The sequence below is a fragment of the Paenibacillus eucommiae genome (assembly GCF_017874215.1).
Lineage (GTDB): Bacteria > Bacillota > Bacilli > Paenibacillales > NBRC-103111 > Paenibacillus_AI > Paenibacillus_AI eucommiae.
Map to the genome: position 1 here is coordinate 175,545 of NZ_JAGGLB010000014.1, position 17,163 is coordinate 192,707.

Below are 17,163 nucleotides of genomic sequence, written 5' to 3' on the forward strand. Positions count from 1 at the left end.
AGGAGAGCCTCAAGCCATGAACAACAAATGCTTTGTGATGAAATGCGGCGGGAGCACATTGGCTGCGCTGCCGGAGAGCTTCTTCGCCGATATGCGTGAGCTTCAAGCGGAAGGTATCGTTCCGGTTATCGTGCACGGAGGCGGTCCGGCGATTTCGGAGACTTTAACGAAGCTCGGAATTGAGACCGAGTTTGTCCACGGCCTGCGCAAAACGAATGAAGCGGTGCTGGATGTGGTGGAGATGGTGCTGTCCGGGCAAATCAATAAGGAGATTGTGCGACGAATTCAGCTGGCCGGCGCTAAAGCGCTTGGTTTGTCTGGGGTAGACGGACATTTGATCGAAGCGCAGCCGGTCAGGAATAGCGACGAAGTGGGCTTGGTTGGAGATGTAAGCCATGTCAATGCCGGGTTGATTGAGGGTATTGTGGAAATGGGCTATATCCCTGTCATTGCCCCGGTAGGACTGGGTTCCGACGGAGGCCAGCGTTACAATATTAATGCGGATACGGCCGCGGGAGCCGTTGCTTCCCATTTAGGTGTGGAACAGATGATTGTTGTTACGGATGTTCCGGGCATTTTGCAGACGATAGATGGGGAGAAACGGGTGCTTCCTTCTGTGACAGTAGCGGAGATTGAACAAATGATTGCGTCAGGCGACATTTATGGCGGGATGATCCCGAAGGTTCGCGCAGCTATCCAATGCATCCAAGGTAAGGTGCAGGAGGTAGTTATCGTGAATGGCACGGAGTCTAATGTGCTGAGCAAGGTTCTTAAAGGGCAGAACATTGGAACACGGATTATCCGTTAATATAAGCAATTTATTTTATATATTTTTATTTATAAGCTGAAGGAGTGAAAAGAAGATGAGTGAACCGGAAAAAAGCTCACTGTTTCCGACCTATGCCAGATATCCGCTTACGTTTGTAAAGGGTGAGGGCAGCCGGCTCTGGGATGACACAGGCAAGGAATATATTGACCTGATGAGCGGAATCGCCGTTACAAATTTGGGTCACGCACCCAAGCAGGTGAAAGAAAAACTCATGGAGCAGCTCGATCAGATTTGGCACACGGGGAATTTGTTCCACATTCCGAATCAGGAGAAGCTGGCTACAATTCTGACGGATAATAGCTGTGCGGATGCGGTATTTTTCTGCTCGACAGGAGCGGAGGCGAATGAAGCTGCAATTAAGCTGGCCCGCCGCTATTCGCAAAAGGTGCGGAATTCCGGGCGTTACGAAATCATTACGTTCGAAATGTCTTTCCATGGCCGCACTTTGGCGACGTTAACTGCTACTGGACAGGAAAAGGTAAAGGAAGGCTTTCATCCGCTTCCAGAGGGCTTTGTATATGCCAAATATAATGATATTGAATCTGTTAAGTCGCTAATATCTGATAAAACCTGCGCAATCATGATAGAAATGATTCAAGGAGAGGGCGGTGTGCTGCCTGCTGATGAGAGCTTCATTAAGGAGCTTGACGAGCTCTGCAAACAGCAGGAGCTTCTGCTGATTGTTGATGAAATTCAGACGGGCTTAGGACGCACAGGCAAGCTTTTCGCTTATGAGCACTATGGCATTGAGCCTGATATTTTCACCCTTGCCAAGGGTCTTGGCAGTGGTTTTCCAATCGGGGCTATGCTGGGCAAGGCTGAGCTGGCTGAAGCTTTTAGTGCTGGAACCCATGGCTCTACCTTCGGAGGAAATCCACTGGCCACAGCGGCTGGAATCGCAACCTTGGAAACCCTGCTGAATGAGCAACTGCCTGAGCGTGCAGCACAGCTGGGAACCCACGTGACGGATACGCTATCCGCCAAGCTGGCAGGCAATCCATTGGTACAGGAAATCCGCGGCAAAGGCTTGCTAATCGGGATAACTTGCACTCAAGCGGGGGCAGACATCATTAAAGAAATTCACGAGGAAGGCGTCCTGGTAATTCCAGCGGGGCCGAACGTAATACGGTTGGCGCCAAGTCTGAACATACCGCAAGAGGACCTAGATAAGGGTCTTGACATTATTTGCTCCGTTTTGGCTAAGAAGGCCTCTGCACTAGTATAGAAAGGTAGGATGAGCAATGAACAATGCCGTGCAAGAAGAGATCGCCAACCAGCTTAAGGGAAGAGATTTCCTGGATTTGGGCGACTATTCGTCGGAAGAACTTGACTATTTAATTGATCTGGCTATAGATTTAAAAAGTAAGCAAAAAGCAGGAGTGCCGCATGCACTTCTTCAAGGAAAGTCACTTGGGATGATTTTTGAGAAATCCTCCACCAGAACGAGAGTTTCTTTTGAGGTTGGGATGTACCAGCTCGGCGGGCAAGCTTTATTTTTAAGCAAAAATGATATCCAGCTTGGACGCGGGGAAACGGTCTGGGATACGGCGCAAACGATGTCCCGTTACCTGGATGGGATTATGATCCGCACCTTTGAGCACAGCAAAGTAATTAATTTGGCACGAGGATCCACGGTACCGGTGATTAACGGTTTGACGGATTTATCGCATCCCTGTCAAGCTCTGGCCGACTATCAGACGATCCTGGAGAAAAAGGGCAAGCTGAAGGGGCTCAAGATAGCTTACATCGGCGATGGCAACAATATGACTCACTCCTTAATGATGGGTGCCTGCAAGTTTGGCATGGAATTCGCAACAGCTAGTCCTGAAGGGTATGCTCCCGATCCTGACATGATTCAGATGTCGCAGGAAATCGCGGATCAGACTGGCGGAAAGCTGCTAGTATGTACGGATCCACGTGAAGCTGTTGAGAATGCGGACATTATTTACACAGACGTATGGGCTAGTATGGGCTTTGAGGCGGAACAAAAAGAACGTGAAGTCGCCTTTAAGAACTTTCAGGTAAATGAAGCGCTTGTTAAGTATGCGAAGAAGGATTACTTGTTCATGCACTGCTTGCCTGCACATCGCGGGGAAGAAGTGAGTGAAGGCGTCATTGATGGCGATCATTCGATTATTTTTGACCAGGCGGAGAATCGTTTGCATGCTCAAAAGGCTGTCATGGCCGCGATTATGTAAGCAAAGGATATAGGAACGAAGCTATGTAAGCGAAAGAATGGAGAGAGAACGAATGGCTAAGGAAAAAATAGTGCTCGCTTATTCAGGCGGGTTGGATACATCCGTTATTCTAAAGTGGCTGAAAGAAACTTATGATGCAGAAATTATTGCTTTTACAGCAGATATCGGGCAAAAGGAGGAGCTGGACGGTTTAGAAGCCAAGGCGCTGCAAACCGGAGCCTCCAAAATCTATATCGATGACCTGCGCGACGAGTTTGCTGCGGATTTCATTTATCCGATGTTTCAGGCAGGCGCTCTTTATGAAGGGCAGTACCTGCTCGGCACGAGCATTGCACGTCCTTTGATTGCCAAGCGGATGGTGGAAATCGCCCGTGCTGAAGGCGCTACGGCCATTGCTCACGGAGCAACCGGCAAAGGCAACGACCAAGTGCGCTTCGAGCTTACAGCGGCAGCACTGGCTCCAGAGCTTAAGGTGATCGCACCTTGGCGCTCTGATGAGTTCCAAGAGGAGTTTCCTGGACGCGCGGAAATGATTGCTTATGCTGAGAAGCATAATATTCCGGTTCAAGCATCCGCGGCAAAGCCTTATTCCATGGACCGCAACCTGCTGCATATCAGCTTTGAGAGCGGCATGCTGGAAGATCCGTGGTTTGATTCCAGTGATGAAGCTAATAAGTCGATGTATGTGCTGAGCGTCGATCCGGAAGATGCTCCTGATCAAGCTGAGTATGTTGAGCTTGATTTTGTAGAGGGTAACTGCGTAGGGCTGAACGGCGCTGAGCTGACGCCTCTGCAAGTCATGGAAGCTCTTAATGAGCTTGGCGGTAAGCACGGCATTGGCCGGGTGGATATGGTAGAGAACCGCTTCGTTGGCATGAAAAGCCGCGGCGTTTACGAGACCCCGGGCGGCACGATTTTATTCTCCGCTCACCGCAAGATGGAATCTTTGACTATGGATCGTGAGGTTATGCACCTGCGTGATTCTCTGATCTCTAAATACAGCTCGATCGTATACAACGGCTTCTGGTTTGCCCCGGAACGACTGGCTATTCAAGCGCTGGTGACGGAAAGCCAGAAGAATGTAACAGGCACAGTGAGAATCAAGCTGTACAAGGGAAATGTGATCGCTGCGGGCGTGAAAAGTCCGGTCAGTCTTTACAACCCTGATATTGCGACGATGGAAGCAGATCCTACGAAAGCTTACAATCAAGGGGATGCGACCGGATTTATTCGTTTGAATGCACTCCGTTTAAAGGTAGCATCAGGCGTGGAGCAGACTTCCAAGAAGTAGAATACAACAGGCTTTCCTGAATAGGGAAAGCCTTTGGGCTGTAGATAAGGTTACAAAGAAGGAGAGATATTTGTGTCAAAGCTTTGGGGTGGACGTTTTACAAAACAAACCGATCAACTGGTCGAAGAATATACGGCTTCTATTACGTTTGACAAGGAGCTCGCAGAAGAAGATATTCAAGGCAGCTTAGCCCATGTGACTATGCTTGGGAAATGCGGCATCTTGTCCTTGGACGATGTGGAGAAAATCAAGGATGGCCTGCATTCCGTTCAAGGCATGATTCGCCGCGGCGAGCTTGAGTATGCGATCAGCGACGAAGACATTCATATGAATATCGAGAAGACACTGATCGATTTGATCGGGCCTGTGGGCGGCAAGCTGCACACCGGTCGTAGCCGGAATGATCAGGTAGCGACTGACATGCATTTGTACCTGCGCAAGCGGGTGGTCGAATTCGTCGGGCTGCTTACCAAGCTGCAGGATGCCCTGCTGGAGCAAGCGAAAAAAAACCTGGATACAATCATTCCAGGGTACACACATCTGCAGCGCGCACAGCCTATTTTATTTGCTCATCATATGATGGCTTACGTATCGATGTTTGGGCGGGATATAGAACGTCTGCAGGATAGCTATAAAAGAATTAATGTGCTGCCGCTGGGAGCAGGGGCGTTAGCAGGTACGACATTCCCGATTGATCGTCACTATGTGGCGCAGCAGCTGGGTTTTGACCGAGTCTATGAGAACAGCCTCGATGCTGTAAGTGACCGTGACTTTATTCTGGAGTTCCTTTCCAATGCTTCGTTCATCATGATGCACCTTTCGCGTTTTTGCGAAGAGATGGTGCTATGGTCGAGCACGGAGTTCGCTTTTATTGAACTTGACGATGCTTTCTGTACGGGCAGCTCGATCATGCCGCAAAAGAAAAATCCGGATGTCGCCGAGCTTGTTCGCGGGAAAACAGGCCGTGTATACGGCAATCTGTTCGGTTTGATGACAGTGCTTAAGGCGCTGCCGCTTGCTTACAATAAGGACATGCAGGAAGACAAAGAAGGTATGTTCGACACTGTGCGTACACTGCAAGGAGCACTGCAATTGTTTGCTACGATGGTATCTACCATGAAGGTTAATACGGAGCGTATGAGACAAGCTGTGAATCAGGATTTCTCGAATGCTACGGATATTGCCGATTATTTGGTGAATAAGGGCCTTCCATTCCGACAAGCCCATGAAGTCATAGGTAAAATCGTACTTTATTGCATTCAAAATAAAAAGTATCTTCTAGATTTAAGCATGGATGAATTCTCCAAATTCTCTTCGTTGTTCGATGATAAGATTTATAAGATTCTGCAGCCTGAGCATGTTGTTAATGCCCGCAATGTTTACGGCGGAACTGCATCCAACCAAGTCTCAGACGCGATCGCACGTGCCGAAGAAGTGCTTAATGAGTCCAATGAGTGGGTTACCACTTATCTTGAAAAAAGCAAGTAAACAAGCAAGTAAACAAGCAGCCCCAATAAGCCCTCTTCAGGATCTCAAAAAGGGTACTCCATAATGTTACTCTAAAAAGCCTATCGCGAAAGCGGTGGGTTTTTTGGTGGATATCAAGCCAGGTTCCCTTTTTTACTTCTCAGGTTGTATAATCGTTTGTAGGGAGGGATTCAATTATTTATGTTAGTAACCATGGGGCAAGAAGAGTTTGATTCATTGGATTATATTACGCTTGGATGGAAATGCATTGAGCCTACGATTATGCAGATCCGCGGGAAGAACGACACAATTAAGTCAGAGGTGTACGCGCAGCTAACTGAAGGTCAGAGGGCGCTGCTTATGTTCCGGGTACTGCATGATCATGCGTATAATTCTACAGCTGAATATTACTGCTGGATATCCCAGCTGCTGACGGAACCGAACACCTGGAAGGAAGTCAAGGCGGGCTTCCGTTATTTCGGCGATGATGCCATGCTGCAGATACTTGAGGAGACAGAAGCTTTTCTTAGTGGACGGAATCAGTCAGACCTTCAAGTATCCCCCCAAGATTTAGTCGATGACCCGCAGCTCAATGAAACCATTAGTATGCTTTATGCATTATTCAGTGGCTCGGCACCAGCTTCATTAAAGCGGGTAGGTGCCTATATCCGAAGCAACCCTGAGCAGTACGTGCAATTTCAGGCATAAAAGGTAGGAGTACCTTTCTTCTCGTCTTTTTTACAGCGGGATAGGCCATTAATATAGCCAAAGTGCTTTTTCTGAGATAAGTACATTCGTCCGACCAAGAAGGGCAGCCCCTAGTCATTTTGACTTTTGAGGCTGCCCTTTATTTATTTACATATAAGAAATTTTAATTAAGTTTCGGGGTGATGCCTGGAATGAAAAATTCCCGAATACACAGTGTAACTTTACAGTGGAAAAGTAGACGGTGTGACCCTTCATCCTCTGAGGAGTCAGAAAGGAAGCTCAGATTATCCTATCGCCACTATCCCTTTCCCTCAGAAAAGCAACTTCTGCTGGCAGTCCGTTATCCATTTGATCGTAGCAGGTTCGGCACTTGTAGCTGTGAAGGGATGTGGGTGGGGAGGATGAGCGCTAGTAGCAGCTTAGGAGCCAATCCACCGCCGAAATGAGCGTATGCCACTTAACGATGTTTTTCATCATTAAAACAAGAATTCCAGGTCAATCCGTCACGTTAAGGATGATTTTCATCGTTAAATGAGGTCGGATGGCCTCGCGGGGTGGTTAAAAGGGATTTAACGATATTTTTCATCGTTAAAGCAAGGATGTGGGGAGGAAGTGATGCTTTTTAACGTTAAAAACATCGTTAAAGCATCAACTCCTCTCAGCTGCGCGGGCTCTTCATCTCCAGCTCCTGCATCCGCTAGGAAATCTCCTCTAAACAAGAGAAAAACTCTTGCTGGCTGTCCGTTTGAGCTTGGTGTTCGTGTGATTCGTGTGATTTGTGCGATTGTAGCTAAAGAGAGGTAAAAGGTGTGGGAGGAAGAGCAAGAGCGTCCGCCTTTAAAGATTTGTTCCTACCTCCTCATCCATCCCATTCAAGGAACAAATCTTTAAATGCGGCTGGAGCCCACAGCCATTCCCTCCGCAACGCACCCAAATCGCGAACACGCTCATCAAAGGACACCACAAGGGACTGTTGACAAATTACCTTTTTGACGAAATTGACGTTTGAGAACCCGCATAAACACTGGGTATCTAAAAGTCATTTTTCGTAAAATTGGCTTTTGTCAACAGTCCCACAAGGCGTTGTTCTCATTTATTGGAATGTACCGACCTTTACACTACCCGTATCTGATTTCGCCGTTACTTCTGCTGTTCCGTTTCCGATGGAGCCTTTGACGCGGTGCTTGCTTTTTTCTTCAAAGTCTACTCCCGGGATTTCCAAGTTTACACTTCCAACGTCTGTGGTGAGGTAGAAGTTTGCATCATTAGGGGGTGTTAAAAACTGTAAGGTCACACTTCCCACATCCGACTGTGCTTCTACGCCATTTCCGACTTGGGGAAGAACGGCATGAATGGAGCCAGTATCTGTTTTTAGATAAACACGAGTTGCTTTTTGCTCGCCAGCGCTTGAGCCTTTCGAAGTTTCAATCTCGATTTTACCTGTGTCTGTTCTTGCATCTAATGAGCTCCAATTATTTTGGAGGGCAGCAATGATTTTGCCTGTATTTGTTTTCAGTCGAATTTCGCCCTGGGCGTCTTTGATTTCGATTCGGCCTACATCTGTTTGAAGGTCAATGTTATTTCCTTGAAAGCTGTTTATCGAAACAGAGCCTGTGTCTGTTTTTGCATTAAGCTTGTTAGCTTGCAGGTCTCCTAGCTGGATAGAGCCAGTATCTGTTTTGACTGTAACTTGCTCGAAAGCTTTTTTAGGCAAATAGACCTCGACCCGGAGCTTTTGCTCAGAATCGGTGAAGAGCCAGCTGCGTATATCTGCGATATTGACGCCGATATTAAACCAATTATTTTTTTGTTTGCAAGCCTGTACCTGCAAAGTTTGGTTGGAGGTTATTTGCGTGGTTAAATCGCATTCTTCAGCTCTTTTCTTACTGACCATGCCAAGCAAATGAACGCTAATATCGGAATTTTCAGCAGGAAGGAAGACTACGCCGCCTATGTCGGCTTCGATGATCAGATTATTGACGTCTTGCGCCGCTACATCCTTCTTGATATCTATACTTGTCAAGCCTGAAGTCAACGAGGTACCTTGCATGAGCACTGCTACACCGATAACCCCAACGATGACGCAAATGATCCCTGTGAGTACAATGATTTTTGCAGATAATTTCATCATTTATGCCCCCTTTATAATTTTTATATTGAATCGGATGTACTTGCCTGTCAGCTTAATGAATAGCTTGGAGAACCATACAGTAAACAGTGAAAATAATAAGCCAACTCCGAAAAGTGCAAGCATAGCAGCTCCAAGCAGCAGCATGTCATCCATGCTATTCGACGTAATGCTGCCGATTACTGCCAGTACCGGAGTGATAAGAAGAGCCGCACTGACGGCGTATAAGGCAATAATGACCCCGCATAAGCCGGCAAAGGGGCCTAGTACGAAAATCAGATTGAAGAAGCCTAGTGCAATACTGCTAATGATCGCTTTAAAACCAGACTCTGTCTTAGATGGATAAGGCCTTAAATCATGGCTGCCAGGTTCAGCATACGGGTTATATTGGGCATTGTAGTGCGGATCGAACTTGGGATTGGAGTAAGGATCTACTCTCGGGTCTGTCTTAGGAGCTGTGGCCTTGTCAAAGCGCGGCGCCGATTGTGGTGGAGCGCTTGGTGGTTGAGGCTCACGGGCAGCGTCCCAATTGGGCACCCGCGGATAGCCAAGCGATTCGGCAATTTCCTCTTCCAGCTTGCCGTTCTCTACCGCCTTTTGGAATAACTCTTCATACACAGATAATATATTTTGACGCTCTCTTTCGGGAAGTCCGCGGAGCCGATAGGCCAATTCTTTGAAATAGTCACCTTTACTCATTGTGAATGCCTCCTTTTTTTCGTTCATTTCCTTATACACTTAGCATAATCAAAAAAAGTCATAATGACCTAGTATCTAGAGTCATATGACCTGTCATAAGTTATAGAGTTATTTTCATAAGTAATAGGATATACGAAACAGTGACCGGGCAGGGCTATTGAAAAACGGGACCTTTAATACCATCTTCAATCATGGATTTGCCCGGCTGCTTAGCGCCAGATTGACCCTTCTCTACAGGTCCGTTATTGGTGGCAATAAGGACCGGCTCCGGCGAGTAGCGGTCTTTGGATATAAGCTCTTTCTTGATGACTGCTCCGTTTTCTTTGGTAATCCGGTAAGTTTCGACGACGTAGCCAGCTTTCCCTTTCATAAGCTTCTGGCTGGAGCCGCGTTTCAGTGCAGCATTATGCACATATTGAACCGGAGGCTGAAGGGTCTCTATAATTTTGGACTCAACGTCATAGGTTACTGCTGCAGGAATATCGCCAAAAAGCTTTACAGTCAGCTGTCTATCAGTAGTCTGTGTTCTAATAAGCAGGTACTTGCCTGTATTGTTGCGAAATTTAAAATTTATATAGCCATCTGCAAAAGTAGCGTCTTGACCCAGTGGCGCATAGCTGATTGGCAGAGAATGATTCCGTCGTTCTACAACCTCCAGACCTACCCGCAGTATTGCGTTGTATAAGGTTGTTGAAACCTGGCAGATCCCTCCCCCAATTCCGGGGGCCAGCTTGCCATTCACAATCACAGGTGCTTCCTGGTAGCCGAACTTGGCCTCGGTTTGTTTGATGAGTGCGGCATAGTCAAAAATATCTCCGGGCTTCAAAAGCATATCCTGAAGAGAAGCCGCGGTAGAGCGGATATTATGAATCCGGCCAGCACCACTGGCAGGGAATACGGTCGAGAACTCCGTGATTTTGCGGGCAATGCCTTGTTCCTTGAGTGAGTTGGCTGTAACTGGTGGAGGCTCTTCATACAACGTGAGCTGGATCAGTAAAGGCAAGTCAGCTTCTGTTAAAGTTCCAACTTGCGGTACAAGCGCCTCCAGCTTCTTTTGAAGCTCCTGGATATGGATCCGCTGGGCATTGTGCTCTGGGACATAGAGGATACTGTCATTGTCTAAAATAACACGCTTCGCTTGAACCGGCTCGTTCTTATAAACCTCCTGCCAGTTCTGTTTGATTGCTGCTGACAGAGCCTCGGTATTGATTGAATTGGCCAAATCATAGCTGTCTTTTCTCATCTTCCATCTGGCTGCTGCCCGGCTTACGATTGAACCCTGCTTCAAAGGCGCCAGCTTCGCTTCCAGCTCGTTTGCCTTATTGACCAGCCCGAGCTCGCCAAGAGGAAGCTGTTTGTTCGCCACTGCATCAGAGGGGGATCGAAGCAGCACCTGCCGCTGACGCAGGAGCTCAAGCTGCTGCTGCCACTGCCGATCAAATTCAGCGTAAGGCATACCGCCAACCGGCCAGCCAGAAATAGTAAAGCCAGCGGGCAGTTTTTGCTGCGAGCCATACACATAAAGTGTGCCAGCCGCTGCTATCAGGATAAGAGCTATAATAATGAGTCCTGCGATGAGGCCTTTTATTGGCGTAAGCTTATTGAAGCTCAAAGTGAATCTCATAGGGGAATCTCCTTACATACAAAGAGGTCAGGCGTAGACCATTCAGAATGCCTGTACTTCTATGTGTATCTAATCTAGTAAACAAATATGACTAATCCAGTTGGGTTGGGGTATTCTGCAAAAAAGATGATATAATGAGAGAAGTTGCTGAAAATTATGGCTTTGTAAAGGATTTTAAGTGTTTGTGTCGAACTACTAATAGCTATCTATAAACTTAGGATGTGATATTGTGATCGAAATGCAGGACGTATGGAAGACATATCCCAACGGCACGCACGCATTGCGCGGAGTCAGCGTTAAAGTGAATCGTAATGAATTTGTGTACGTTGTTGGTCCTTCCGGCGCCGGTAAGTCTACTTTTATGAAGCTTATGTACAGGGAAGAGCGTCCAACCAAAGGGCATATTTTTGTAAACGGATTTAACCTGGAAAAGTTAAAGCAGCGAAAGATTCCATATGTTCGCCGAAATATAGGTGTTATTTTTCAAGATTTCAGACTTCTTCCCAAACTTACTATATTTGAAAATGTTGCTTTCGCTATGGAAGTCATTGAATCTCCGAAGAAGCATATCAAAAAGCGTACTTTGGAGGTTTTGGAGCTCGTCCGGCTGCGTGATAAGGCAAGCTCACTGCCATCACAGCTCTCTGGAGGCGAGCAGCAGCGTGTTGCTATCGCCCGGGCCATCGTCAATAATCCTGCGGTGATCATTGCTGATGAGCCAACAGGCAACCTGGACCCTGAGACGTCATGGGGGATCATGAAGCTGATGGAGGAGATTAACTTTCGCGGGACAACGATTGTCATGGCCACACACAATAAGGAGATCGTTAACACGATGCGCAAGCGCGTTATCGCTGTAGAACAAGGCGTTATCGCTCGTGACGAGATCCGGGGGGAATACGGCTATGAAGATTAGTACAAGCTTGCGCCATGTGCGTGAGGGCTCCAAGAATGTAATCCGTAACGGTTGGATGACTTTCGCTTCGGTAAGCTCCATCGCCATTTCTTTGTTCATTCTGGGCGTGTTTCTCCTTTTAACCTTAAACGTCAACTATATCGTCGATCAAATTGAAAGACAGGTTGAGATTCGCGTCTATTTGGAGGTTAACACCCCACAAGAGCAGATTGATACGCTCAACGCAGAGATGCAGGCAATTCCGCAAATTAAATCCGTGTTGTTTGTATCCAAGGAAGAGGGATTAGTTTATTTGAGGGAAAAGCTTGGGGAAAGCGGCAAGGACCTTCTGGACGGTTTTGAAGGAGAAGAAAATCCGCTTAACGATTCATTTACGATTGAAGTTGATGATCCCAAGGTTGTTGCTACTGTAGCTGACCAGATCAGCAAGCTTAATGAAGGTAAAGATCCACAGCCAATTTACAAAGTTAACTATGGAAAAGGTACAGTAGAGACGATGTTCAAAGTAACGGAGATAGCCCGTTATATTGGTTTTGGTATTGTCGTTCTGCTTTCTTTAACCGCAGTATTTCTGATTGCGAATACGATCAAGGTAACCATCTTGGCCAGACGCAGAGAAATTGCCATTATGAAGCTGGTTGGTGCAACGAATTCTTTTATCCGTTGGCCATTTTTCATTGAGGGTGCGCTGCTTGGCTTCTTCGGGTCACTGATTCCTATTGTTGCTCTGCTTGTAGGTTATTGGTACCTAATGAATTTAGATGGATTGAATATGAATTTAATGATGATTGAGCTTAAGCCTTATAACGAGATTAGCTGGATATTAACCTTCTTGCTGCTCGGAATAGGGATGGTTATAGGAATTTGGGGAAGCTTGCTGTCCGTCCGGAAATTTTTGAAAGTATAATAGATTTGTTTGAGTGAGAGGGAGGCTGCGTTGTTGAAAAAGCGGATTTTGCCTTTATTGCTAACATTAGGAATCGTGAGTTTACTGCTGCTGCCTTATTCGAGCAGTGCAGCTTCAACTTCATCTAAGATTGATCAGCAGTTGGCCGAGTTGAGAAAGAAGCAAGCCGAAGCGAAGAAAAAAGCGAATGAGGTTGAGAGCCAGATTTCTGAGGTGAAGTCAGAGAAAGAGCAGGAAACTCAGGATATGAATGTGCTGATTGACCAGCTCAATGATGCAGGCAAGAAGCTGGCTGATCTTAATAATCAGATAGACACGGTATCTGTTGAACTGCAGGACAATGCCCAGCAGCTTGACGATGCAGTGGAGCGCGTGGAGAGTCGTGATCAAGTTCTTAAATCCCGTCTCCGGCTTATGTATATGAACGGATCAGTTTCTTATATCGATGTGCTGCTTAGTGCTACTAGCTTCTCTGATTTTCTGAACCGGCTGGAAGCCTTGAAATCTATCGTAAATCAAGATAAAGAAATTCTCGAAGCTAATCAAAAAGACCGCGACACCGTTGCCGTAAAAAAGCAAGAAACCGAAACACAGCTTGTGTTGGTTCAACAGCTTTATGCGCAAGCAGATGAAGTACGCAAGGAATTGCAAGTGAAAGAGAAAGAGAAGGAAGTCAAAATCGCCTCTTTAACGAAGAAAGAGAAGGATTTAGAGGGTATTACGGAAGAGAATGAGAAGATGCTCATCCAATATGCCGCTCAAGAAGCAACCTTGCAGGCCAAAAAGCGGGCCGAGGAAGCTGCTGCCGCAGAAGCCAGGGCTAGAGCTAAGGCGAAAGCCAATGCCAAGAATAATGCAAAAGGCGGCTCAAGTGCAAGCGTGAGCAATCCTTTTAGCTACAGCGGCGGTAAATTTGGCTATCCATTGGCTGTTAAAGCGCCATTAACTTCTGATTTTCAAATACGCGTTAATCCTGTAACTGGCCAGAAGAATGAGTTTCATAAAGGGATTGACCTTGGAGCGCCCAAAGGAACAGGAATACTTGCCGCAGAGGACGGTGTAGTCATTGTTGCTTCTTGGTGGAGCGGCTACGGCAATGCTGTCGTTATTGATCATGGCAATGGCGCATGGACGCTTTATGGACATATCCGCAACGATGGTACTCTTGTGAAACAAGGGGATACAGTAAAACGCGGGCAAAAAATAGCCGAGGTTGGTTCAACCGGCCAGTCAACGGGCTTTCATCTGCATTTCGAGGTGAGAATCAACGAGAAACCTGTCGATCCTAAGCCTTATTTGAGATAGCGCTTATCTTCATATTGATGTACTAAAAAACAAGCGACTTGTCATATACTAAACAGACGAGCTCATTTTGGGTTAACTAAAGGTGGTGTAGCTAGCTGTGCAGTTCAAAGGACGCACTGTACTTGCATTTATCATTTTGGCGATGTTTGCAAGCAGTATATTGACATTAACGATAGTAAACCCGATGTCCTGGAGTTTTAAAGAGAAGGCCGCAGGCAGTGCTGTTGCTGCAGGACCATCTTCAACCTCCACAACGTTAACGAACAAAGATTTAAGTAAAATTTCCAAAACCTATCAGTTGATCGAGAATCAATTTCTCAGTCAAGTCGACCATGACAAGCTGGTCAATGGTGCGATAAACGGGATGCTGGAGGCACTTGACGACCCATATACAGTGTATATGGATCAGGATGAAGCCGCGCAGTTCGATGACAGTATCTCATCCTCCTTTGAGGGTATCGGAGCCGAGGTTTCCCTGGATGACGGTAAAGTTGTGATTGTGACGCCAATTAAAGGCTCTCCTGCTGAGAAGGCTGGCATCCAGTCGCACGACATGATTCTTTCAGTAAACGGTGAAAAGCTGGACGGGCTTACCTTAAATCAAGCGGTTATGAAGATCCGCGGGCCCAAAGGAACGCAAGCCAAGCTAGAAATTGTTAGACAGGGATCTGGAGATCCGGTACAGGTCATAGTTGTACGGGATGAAATTGATGTCGAAACCGTATATGCGGAAATGCTTCCGGGTGATATCGGCAAGATCGAGATTCGCCAATTTTCCTCAAATACAGCGACCAGCTTTGAGAAAGAGCTCAAAGCGCTGGAGTCCAAAGGTATGAAAGGGCTCATTATTGATGTTCGAAATGATCCGGGCGGGTTATTGAATGTTGTCGTAGACATCGTCAATCCGTTTGTGGCCAGCGGTAAGGCAATCGTACAGGTTGAGAATCGCAATGGACAGCGTGAGCTTACCAAGTCGACCGGAACAGGCAAGGATTACCCGGTTACTGTGCTTGTAAACAAAGGAAGCGCAAGTGCGTCAGAGATTTTGGCGGGTGCTTTCCAAGAGGCTGTGGGCAGCAAGATCGTCGGGGAAACCAGCTATGGGAAAGGGACCGTACAGGTTACCTTTTTGAAAGAGATGGGCGATGGCAGCAATATTAAGATGACGGTTTACAAATGGTTAACTCCTAACGGAAACTGGATTCATAAAAAAGGTGTTGTGCCCGACATAGCGGTTGAACAACCAGCCTATTTCAAAGCAGCGCCGCTTACTAAGAAAGTCACTTTAAAGACAGATACGGCCAGCGACGATGTGAAGAATCTTCAGCTGATGCTAGCGGGTCTTGGCTTTACGGCCGACCGTAGTGATGGATATTTTAGTGAGAAAACGGCTCAAGCTGTAAAAAACTTTCAAAGTGTTAACGGCTTGCCAGTAACCGGGGAAGTGGATACGGTAACAGCTAATAAGCTGGAAAAGGCGATTTTGGCTGAAATCAGAGACCCGAAAAACGATCTGCAGCTGAAAGCCGCGGCTGAAGCTTTGCAAAGCCAGATCAACAAATAAATTTGACTACATGATTAGAATAACAGCTGGTCAAGCAGGAAATGAAACAAACAAGTCGAATGACTAGTAGGGAGGCTGCTGAAGCAGCCTTCCTATTTCTTTCTAGAGAAGGAGCAACAATCTATGGACTTATTCGCCCATCTGCTGCACAGATTTTGGCTCGCGGGGCTGCAATTGTTGATCAATCCTTTTTATTATATAGGCATTATCTTTATTATTTTGCAGTACCGCAAACAAATTCAATTGGAACGAAAGCTGTTCCATACCCGTCTTCACTCTTTGCTGGATGAATCCTGGCGGACACTGCTCTGGGGATTAATAGGCGGATTTTCCGTTTCAGTAGTGATGATGTTTGTTGGCGTGAGCCTTCAGCAGGAGGCTATTATTCTTTTATGGGTAATCTCACTTCTTTTAATATTGGCACGGGTGCGGTTTTTCTGCTTAGCCTATTCAGTCGGTATATTGGGTATCGCCCATGCCATACTGTACGTCATTCCAAAAGCTGGCGACCTTCCAACGGTTGGTCCCGTTATTCAGTTGATCGTAGATATGGATATTCCTTCATTGCTTGTGCTGGTTGCTGTGCTTCATATATTGGAAGGCTTGTTAATAGCCTGGCAGGGAGCTAGAATGGCAAGCCCTTTATTTCTGGAAGCGAGAAGAGGCAGAATTATTGGCGGCTATCAGTTGCAGAACTTTTGGCCAGTACCTTTGTTTATGCTGGTGCCGCTTCAAGGGGGAAGTACAGATTCACTGCCATGGAACACACTTTTGGGAGTTGATTTTGCCTCAGGCTGGAGCTTTATGGCGTTTCCAGTAATGATAGGTTTTACAGCACTTACAACCTCTAGATTGCCTGTAGACAAGGCGCGTTCAACCGCCAGCTTGCTGGTGCTGTATGGACTAATCCTTTTTGGTTTTGCAGTGGCAGCCCATTACTGGTCTCCTATGGTTGCTGTGGCGGCTATCCTCAGTATAGCGCTTCATGAAGCAATTATATGGTTCAGTGAGTGGCAGGAATCCAAGAAAACTCCGATGTACGTGCATTCACCGCGCGGCCTTACCGTGCTTGCTGTAATACCTGGTAGTCCGGCAGCGGAGATGGGAATTCAAGTTAATGAAATAATTCATAAGATAAACGGGTATAAATTACTGAACAAGTCGGACGTGCACACTGCTATGCAGATTCATTCAGCCTTTTGCAAGCTGGAGGTGGTGAATCGGCAGGGAGAAATCAAGTATTTGCAGAGGGCTATATTCTCTGGAGAGCATTATGAGCTTGGCATTATTCTGGCACCCGATCAGGAAGCTATGTATTTTGTCGGGATGAAGCCAGCCCATCTTTTCACCTATCTACGCAATAAATTCATCGATTTACGATCGAATAAATCCGGCAAACCTTTGTAGATAGTGGGATTCCCAGCAGGGAGCCATTTGATCTTGTTCAAGTATGCTAGTACTGCTAGTACTAGCAATTCACAAATTCTGTATTTGACACGAAACCATTTGGTTTCGTATAATGAAAAG

At 46.6% G+C, this 17,163-nt stretch carries 14 protein-coding genes; 11 read left to right on the forward strand and 3 right to left on the reverse strand.

What is annotated here, in order from left to right; all coding sequences use genetic code 11:
* Nucleotides 1–16: 16 nt before the first annotated feature.
* From argB to J2Z66_RS20620, 6 genes are all read left to right on the forward strand, one after another.
* The gene (gene argB / locus J2Z66_RS20595; protein ID WP_209973841.1) at nucleotides 17–808 is read left to right on the forward strand and encodes an acetylglutamate kinase; all 792 of its coding nucleotides are present in this window, start codon (nucleotides 17–19) and stop codon (nucleotides 806–808) included.
* A gap of 55 nt (nucleotides 809–863) precedes the next feature.
* Nucleotides 864–2,054: an acetylornithine transaminase gene (argD, locus tag J2Z66_RS20600; RefSeq protein WP_209973843.1), complete on the forward strand. Its 1,191-nt coding sequence runs from the start codon at nucleotides 864–866 to the stop codon at nucleotides 2,052–2,054.
* A gap of 16 nt (nucleotides 2,055–2,070) precedes the next feature.
* Nucleotides 2,071–3,027 (forward strand): ornithine carbamoyltransferase, encoded by a 957-nt coding sequence (gene argF / locus J2Z66_RS20605; protein WP_209973845.1) that lies wholly within the window; start codon nucleotides 2,071–2,073, stop codon nucleotides 3,025–3,027.
* A gap of 52 nt (nucleotides 3,028–3,079) precedes the next feature.
* A complete protein-coding gene (locus tag J2Z66_RS20610) occupies nucleotides 3,080–4,318 on the forward strand; it encodes an argininosuccinate synthase (RefSeq protein ID WP_209973847.1) in 1,239 nt (412 codons plus the stop codon).
* A gap of 72 nt (nucleotides 4,319–4,390) precedes the next feature.
* Nucleotides 4,391–5,806 carry an argininosuccinate lyase gene (gene argH, locus J2Z66_RS20615; RefSeq protein WP_209973849.1) on the forward strand — a complete coding sequence of 472 codons (1,416 nt, stop codon included), beginning with the start codon at nucleotides 4,391–4,393 and terminating at the stop codon, nucleotides 5,804–5,806.
* A gap of 180 nt (nucleotides 5,807–5,986) precedes the next feature.
* Nucleotides 5,987–6,493, forward strand: a complete 507-nt coding sequence (locus J2Z66_RS20620) for a hypothetical protein (protein ID WP_209973851.1) — start codon at nucleotides 5,987–5,989, stop codon at nucleotides 6,491–6,493.
* A gap of 1,093 nt (nucleotides 6,494–7,586) precedes the next feature.
* Here J2Z66_RS20620 and J2Z66_RS20625 read toward each other — a convergent pair.
* The 3 genes from J2Z66_RS20625 to J2Z66_RS20635 all read right to left on the reverse strand — a co-directional run bounded on the left by J2Z66_RS20625 (nucleotide 7,587) and on the right by J2Z66_RS20635 (nucleotide 10,944).
* A complete protein-coding gene (locus J2Z66_RS20625; RefSeq protein ID WP_209973852.1) occupies nucleotides 7,587–8,624 on the reverse strand; it encodes a DUF4097 family beta strand repeat-containing protein in 1,038 nt (345 codons plus the stop codon).
* Nucleotides 8,625–9,320, reverse strand: a complete 696-nt coding sequence (locus J2Z66_RS20630) for an HAAS signaling domain-containing protein (protein ID WP_209973854.1) — start codon at nucleotides 9,318–9,320, stop codon at nucleotides 8,625–8,627.
* Between the two features lie 154 nt (nucleotides 9,321–9,474).
* Nucleotides 9,475–10,944, reverse strand: coding sequence for a VanW family protein (locus J2Z66_RS20635; protein ID WP_209973856.1), 1,470 nt, complete (start codon nucleotides 10,942–10,944; stop codon nucleotides 9,475–9,477).
* 229 nt (nucleotides 10,945–11,173) lie between these two features.
* Between J2Z66_RS20635 and ftsE the strand changes: the two genes are divergently transcribed.
* The 5 genes from ftsE to J2Z66_RS20660 all read left to right on the forward strand — a co-directional run bounded on the left by ftsE (nucleotide 11,174) and on the right by J2Z66_RS20660 (nucleotide 17,043).
* The gene (ftsE, locus tag J2Z66_RS20640) at nucleotides 11,174–11,860 is read left to right on the forward strand and encodes a cell division ATP-binding protein FtsE (protein ID WP_209973858.1); all 687 of its coding nucleotides are present in this window, start codon (nucleotides 11,174–11,176) and stop codon (nucleotides 11,858–11,860) included.
* Nucleotides 11,850–12,767, forward strand: a complete 918-nt coding sequence (gene ftsX, locus J2Z66_RS20645) for a permease-like cell division protein FtsX (protein WP_209973861.1) — start codon at nucleotides 11,850–11,852, stop codon at nucleotides 12,765–12,767. The genes ftsE and ftsX overlap by 11 nt, the downstream gene beginning before the upstream one ends.
* Nucleotides 12,768–12,800: 33 nt before the next feature.
* Entirely contained in the window at nucleotides 12,801–14,072 is a 1,272-nt protein-coding gene (locus J2Z66_RS20650; protein WP_209973862.1) for a murein hydrolase activator EnvC family protein, read from the forward strand.
* A 97-nt stretch (nucleotides 14,073–14,169) separates the two neighbouring features.
* Nucleotides 14,170–15,636 (forward strand): S41 family peptidase, encoded by a 1,467-nt coding sequence (locus tag J2Z66_RS20655; RefSeq protein WP_209973864.1) that lies wholly within the window; start codon nucleotides 14,170–14,172, stop codon nucleotides 15,634–15,636.
* 123 nt (nucleotides 15,637–15,759) lie between these two features.
* A complete protein-coding gene (locus tag J2Z66_RS20660) occupies nucleotides 15,760–17,043 on the forward strand; it encodes a PDZ domain-containing protein (protein ID WP_209973866.1) in 1,284 nt (427 codons plus the stop codon).
* The last annotated feature ends 120 nt before the right edge of the window (nucleotides 17,044–17,163 follow it).

Bases quoted from the DNA above. Each gene is read 5' to 3' on its own strand.
- J2Z66_RS20630 (WP_209973854.1), bottom strand. From the start codon at position 9,320: ATGAGTAAAGGTGACTATTTCAAAGAATTGGCCTATCGGCTCCGCGGA.
- argF (WP_209973845.1), top strand. From the start codon at position 2,071: ATGAACAATGCCGTGCAAGAAGAGATCGCCAACCAGCTTAAGGGAAGA.
- J2Z66_RS20660 (WP_209973866.1), top strand. From the start codon at position 15,760: ATGGACTTATTCGCCCATCTGCTGCACAGATTTTGGCTCGCGGGGCTG.
- J2Z66_RS20625 (WP_209973852.1), bottom strand. From the start codon at position 8,624: ATGATGAAATTATCTGCAAAAATCATTGTACTCACAGGGATCATTTGC.
- J2Z66_RS20635 (WP_209973856.1), bottom strand. From the start codon at position 10,944: ATGAGATTCACTTTGAGCTTCAATAAGCTTACGCCAATAAAAGGCCTC.
- ftsX (WP_209973861.1), top strand. From the start codon at position 11,850: ATGAAGATTAGTACAAGCTTGCGCCATGTGCGTGAGGGCTCCAAGAAT.
- J2Z66_RS20620 (WP_209973851.1), top strand. From the start codon at position 5,987: ATGTTAGTAACCATGGGGCAAGAAGAGTTTGATTCATTGGATTATATT.
- argD (WP_209973843.1), top strand. From the start codon at position 864: ATGAGTGAACCGGAAAAAAGCTCACTGTTTCCGACCTATGCCAGATAT.
- J2Z66_RS20610 (WP_209973847.1), top strand. From the start codon at position 3,080: ATGGCTAAGGAAAAAATAGTGCTCGCTTATTCAGGCGGGTTGGATACA.
- argB (WP_209973841.1), top strand. From the start codon at position 17: ATGAACAACAAATGCTTTGTGATGAAATGCGGCGGGAGCACATTGGCT.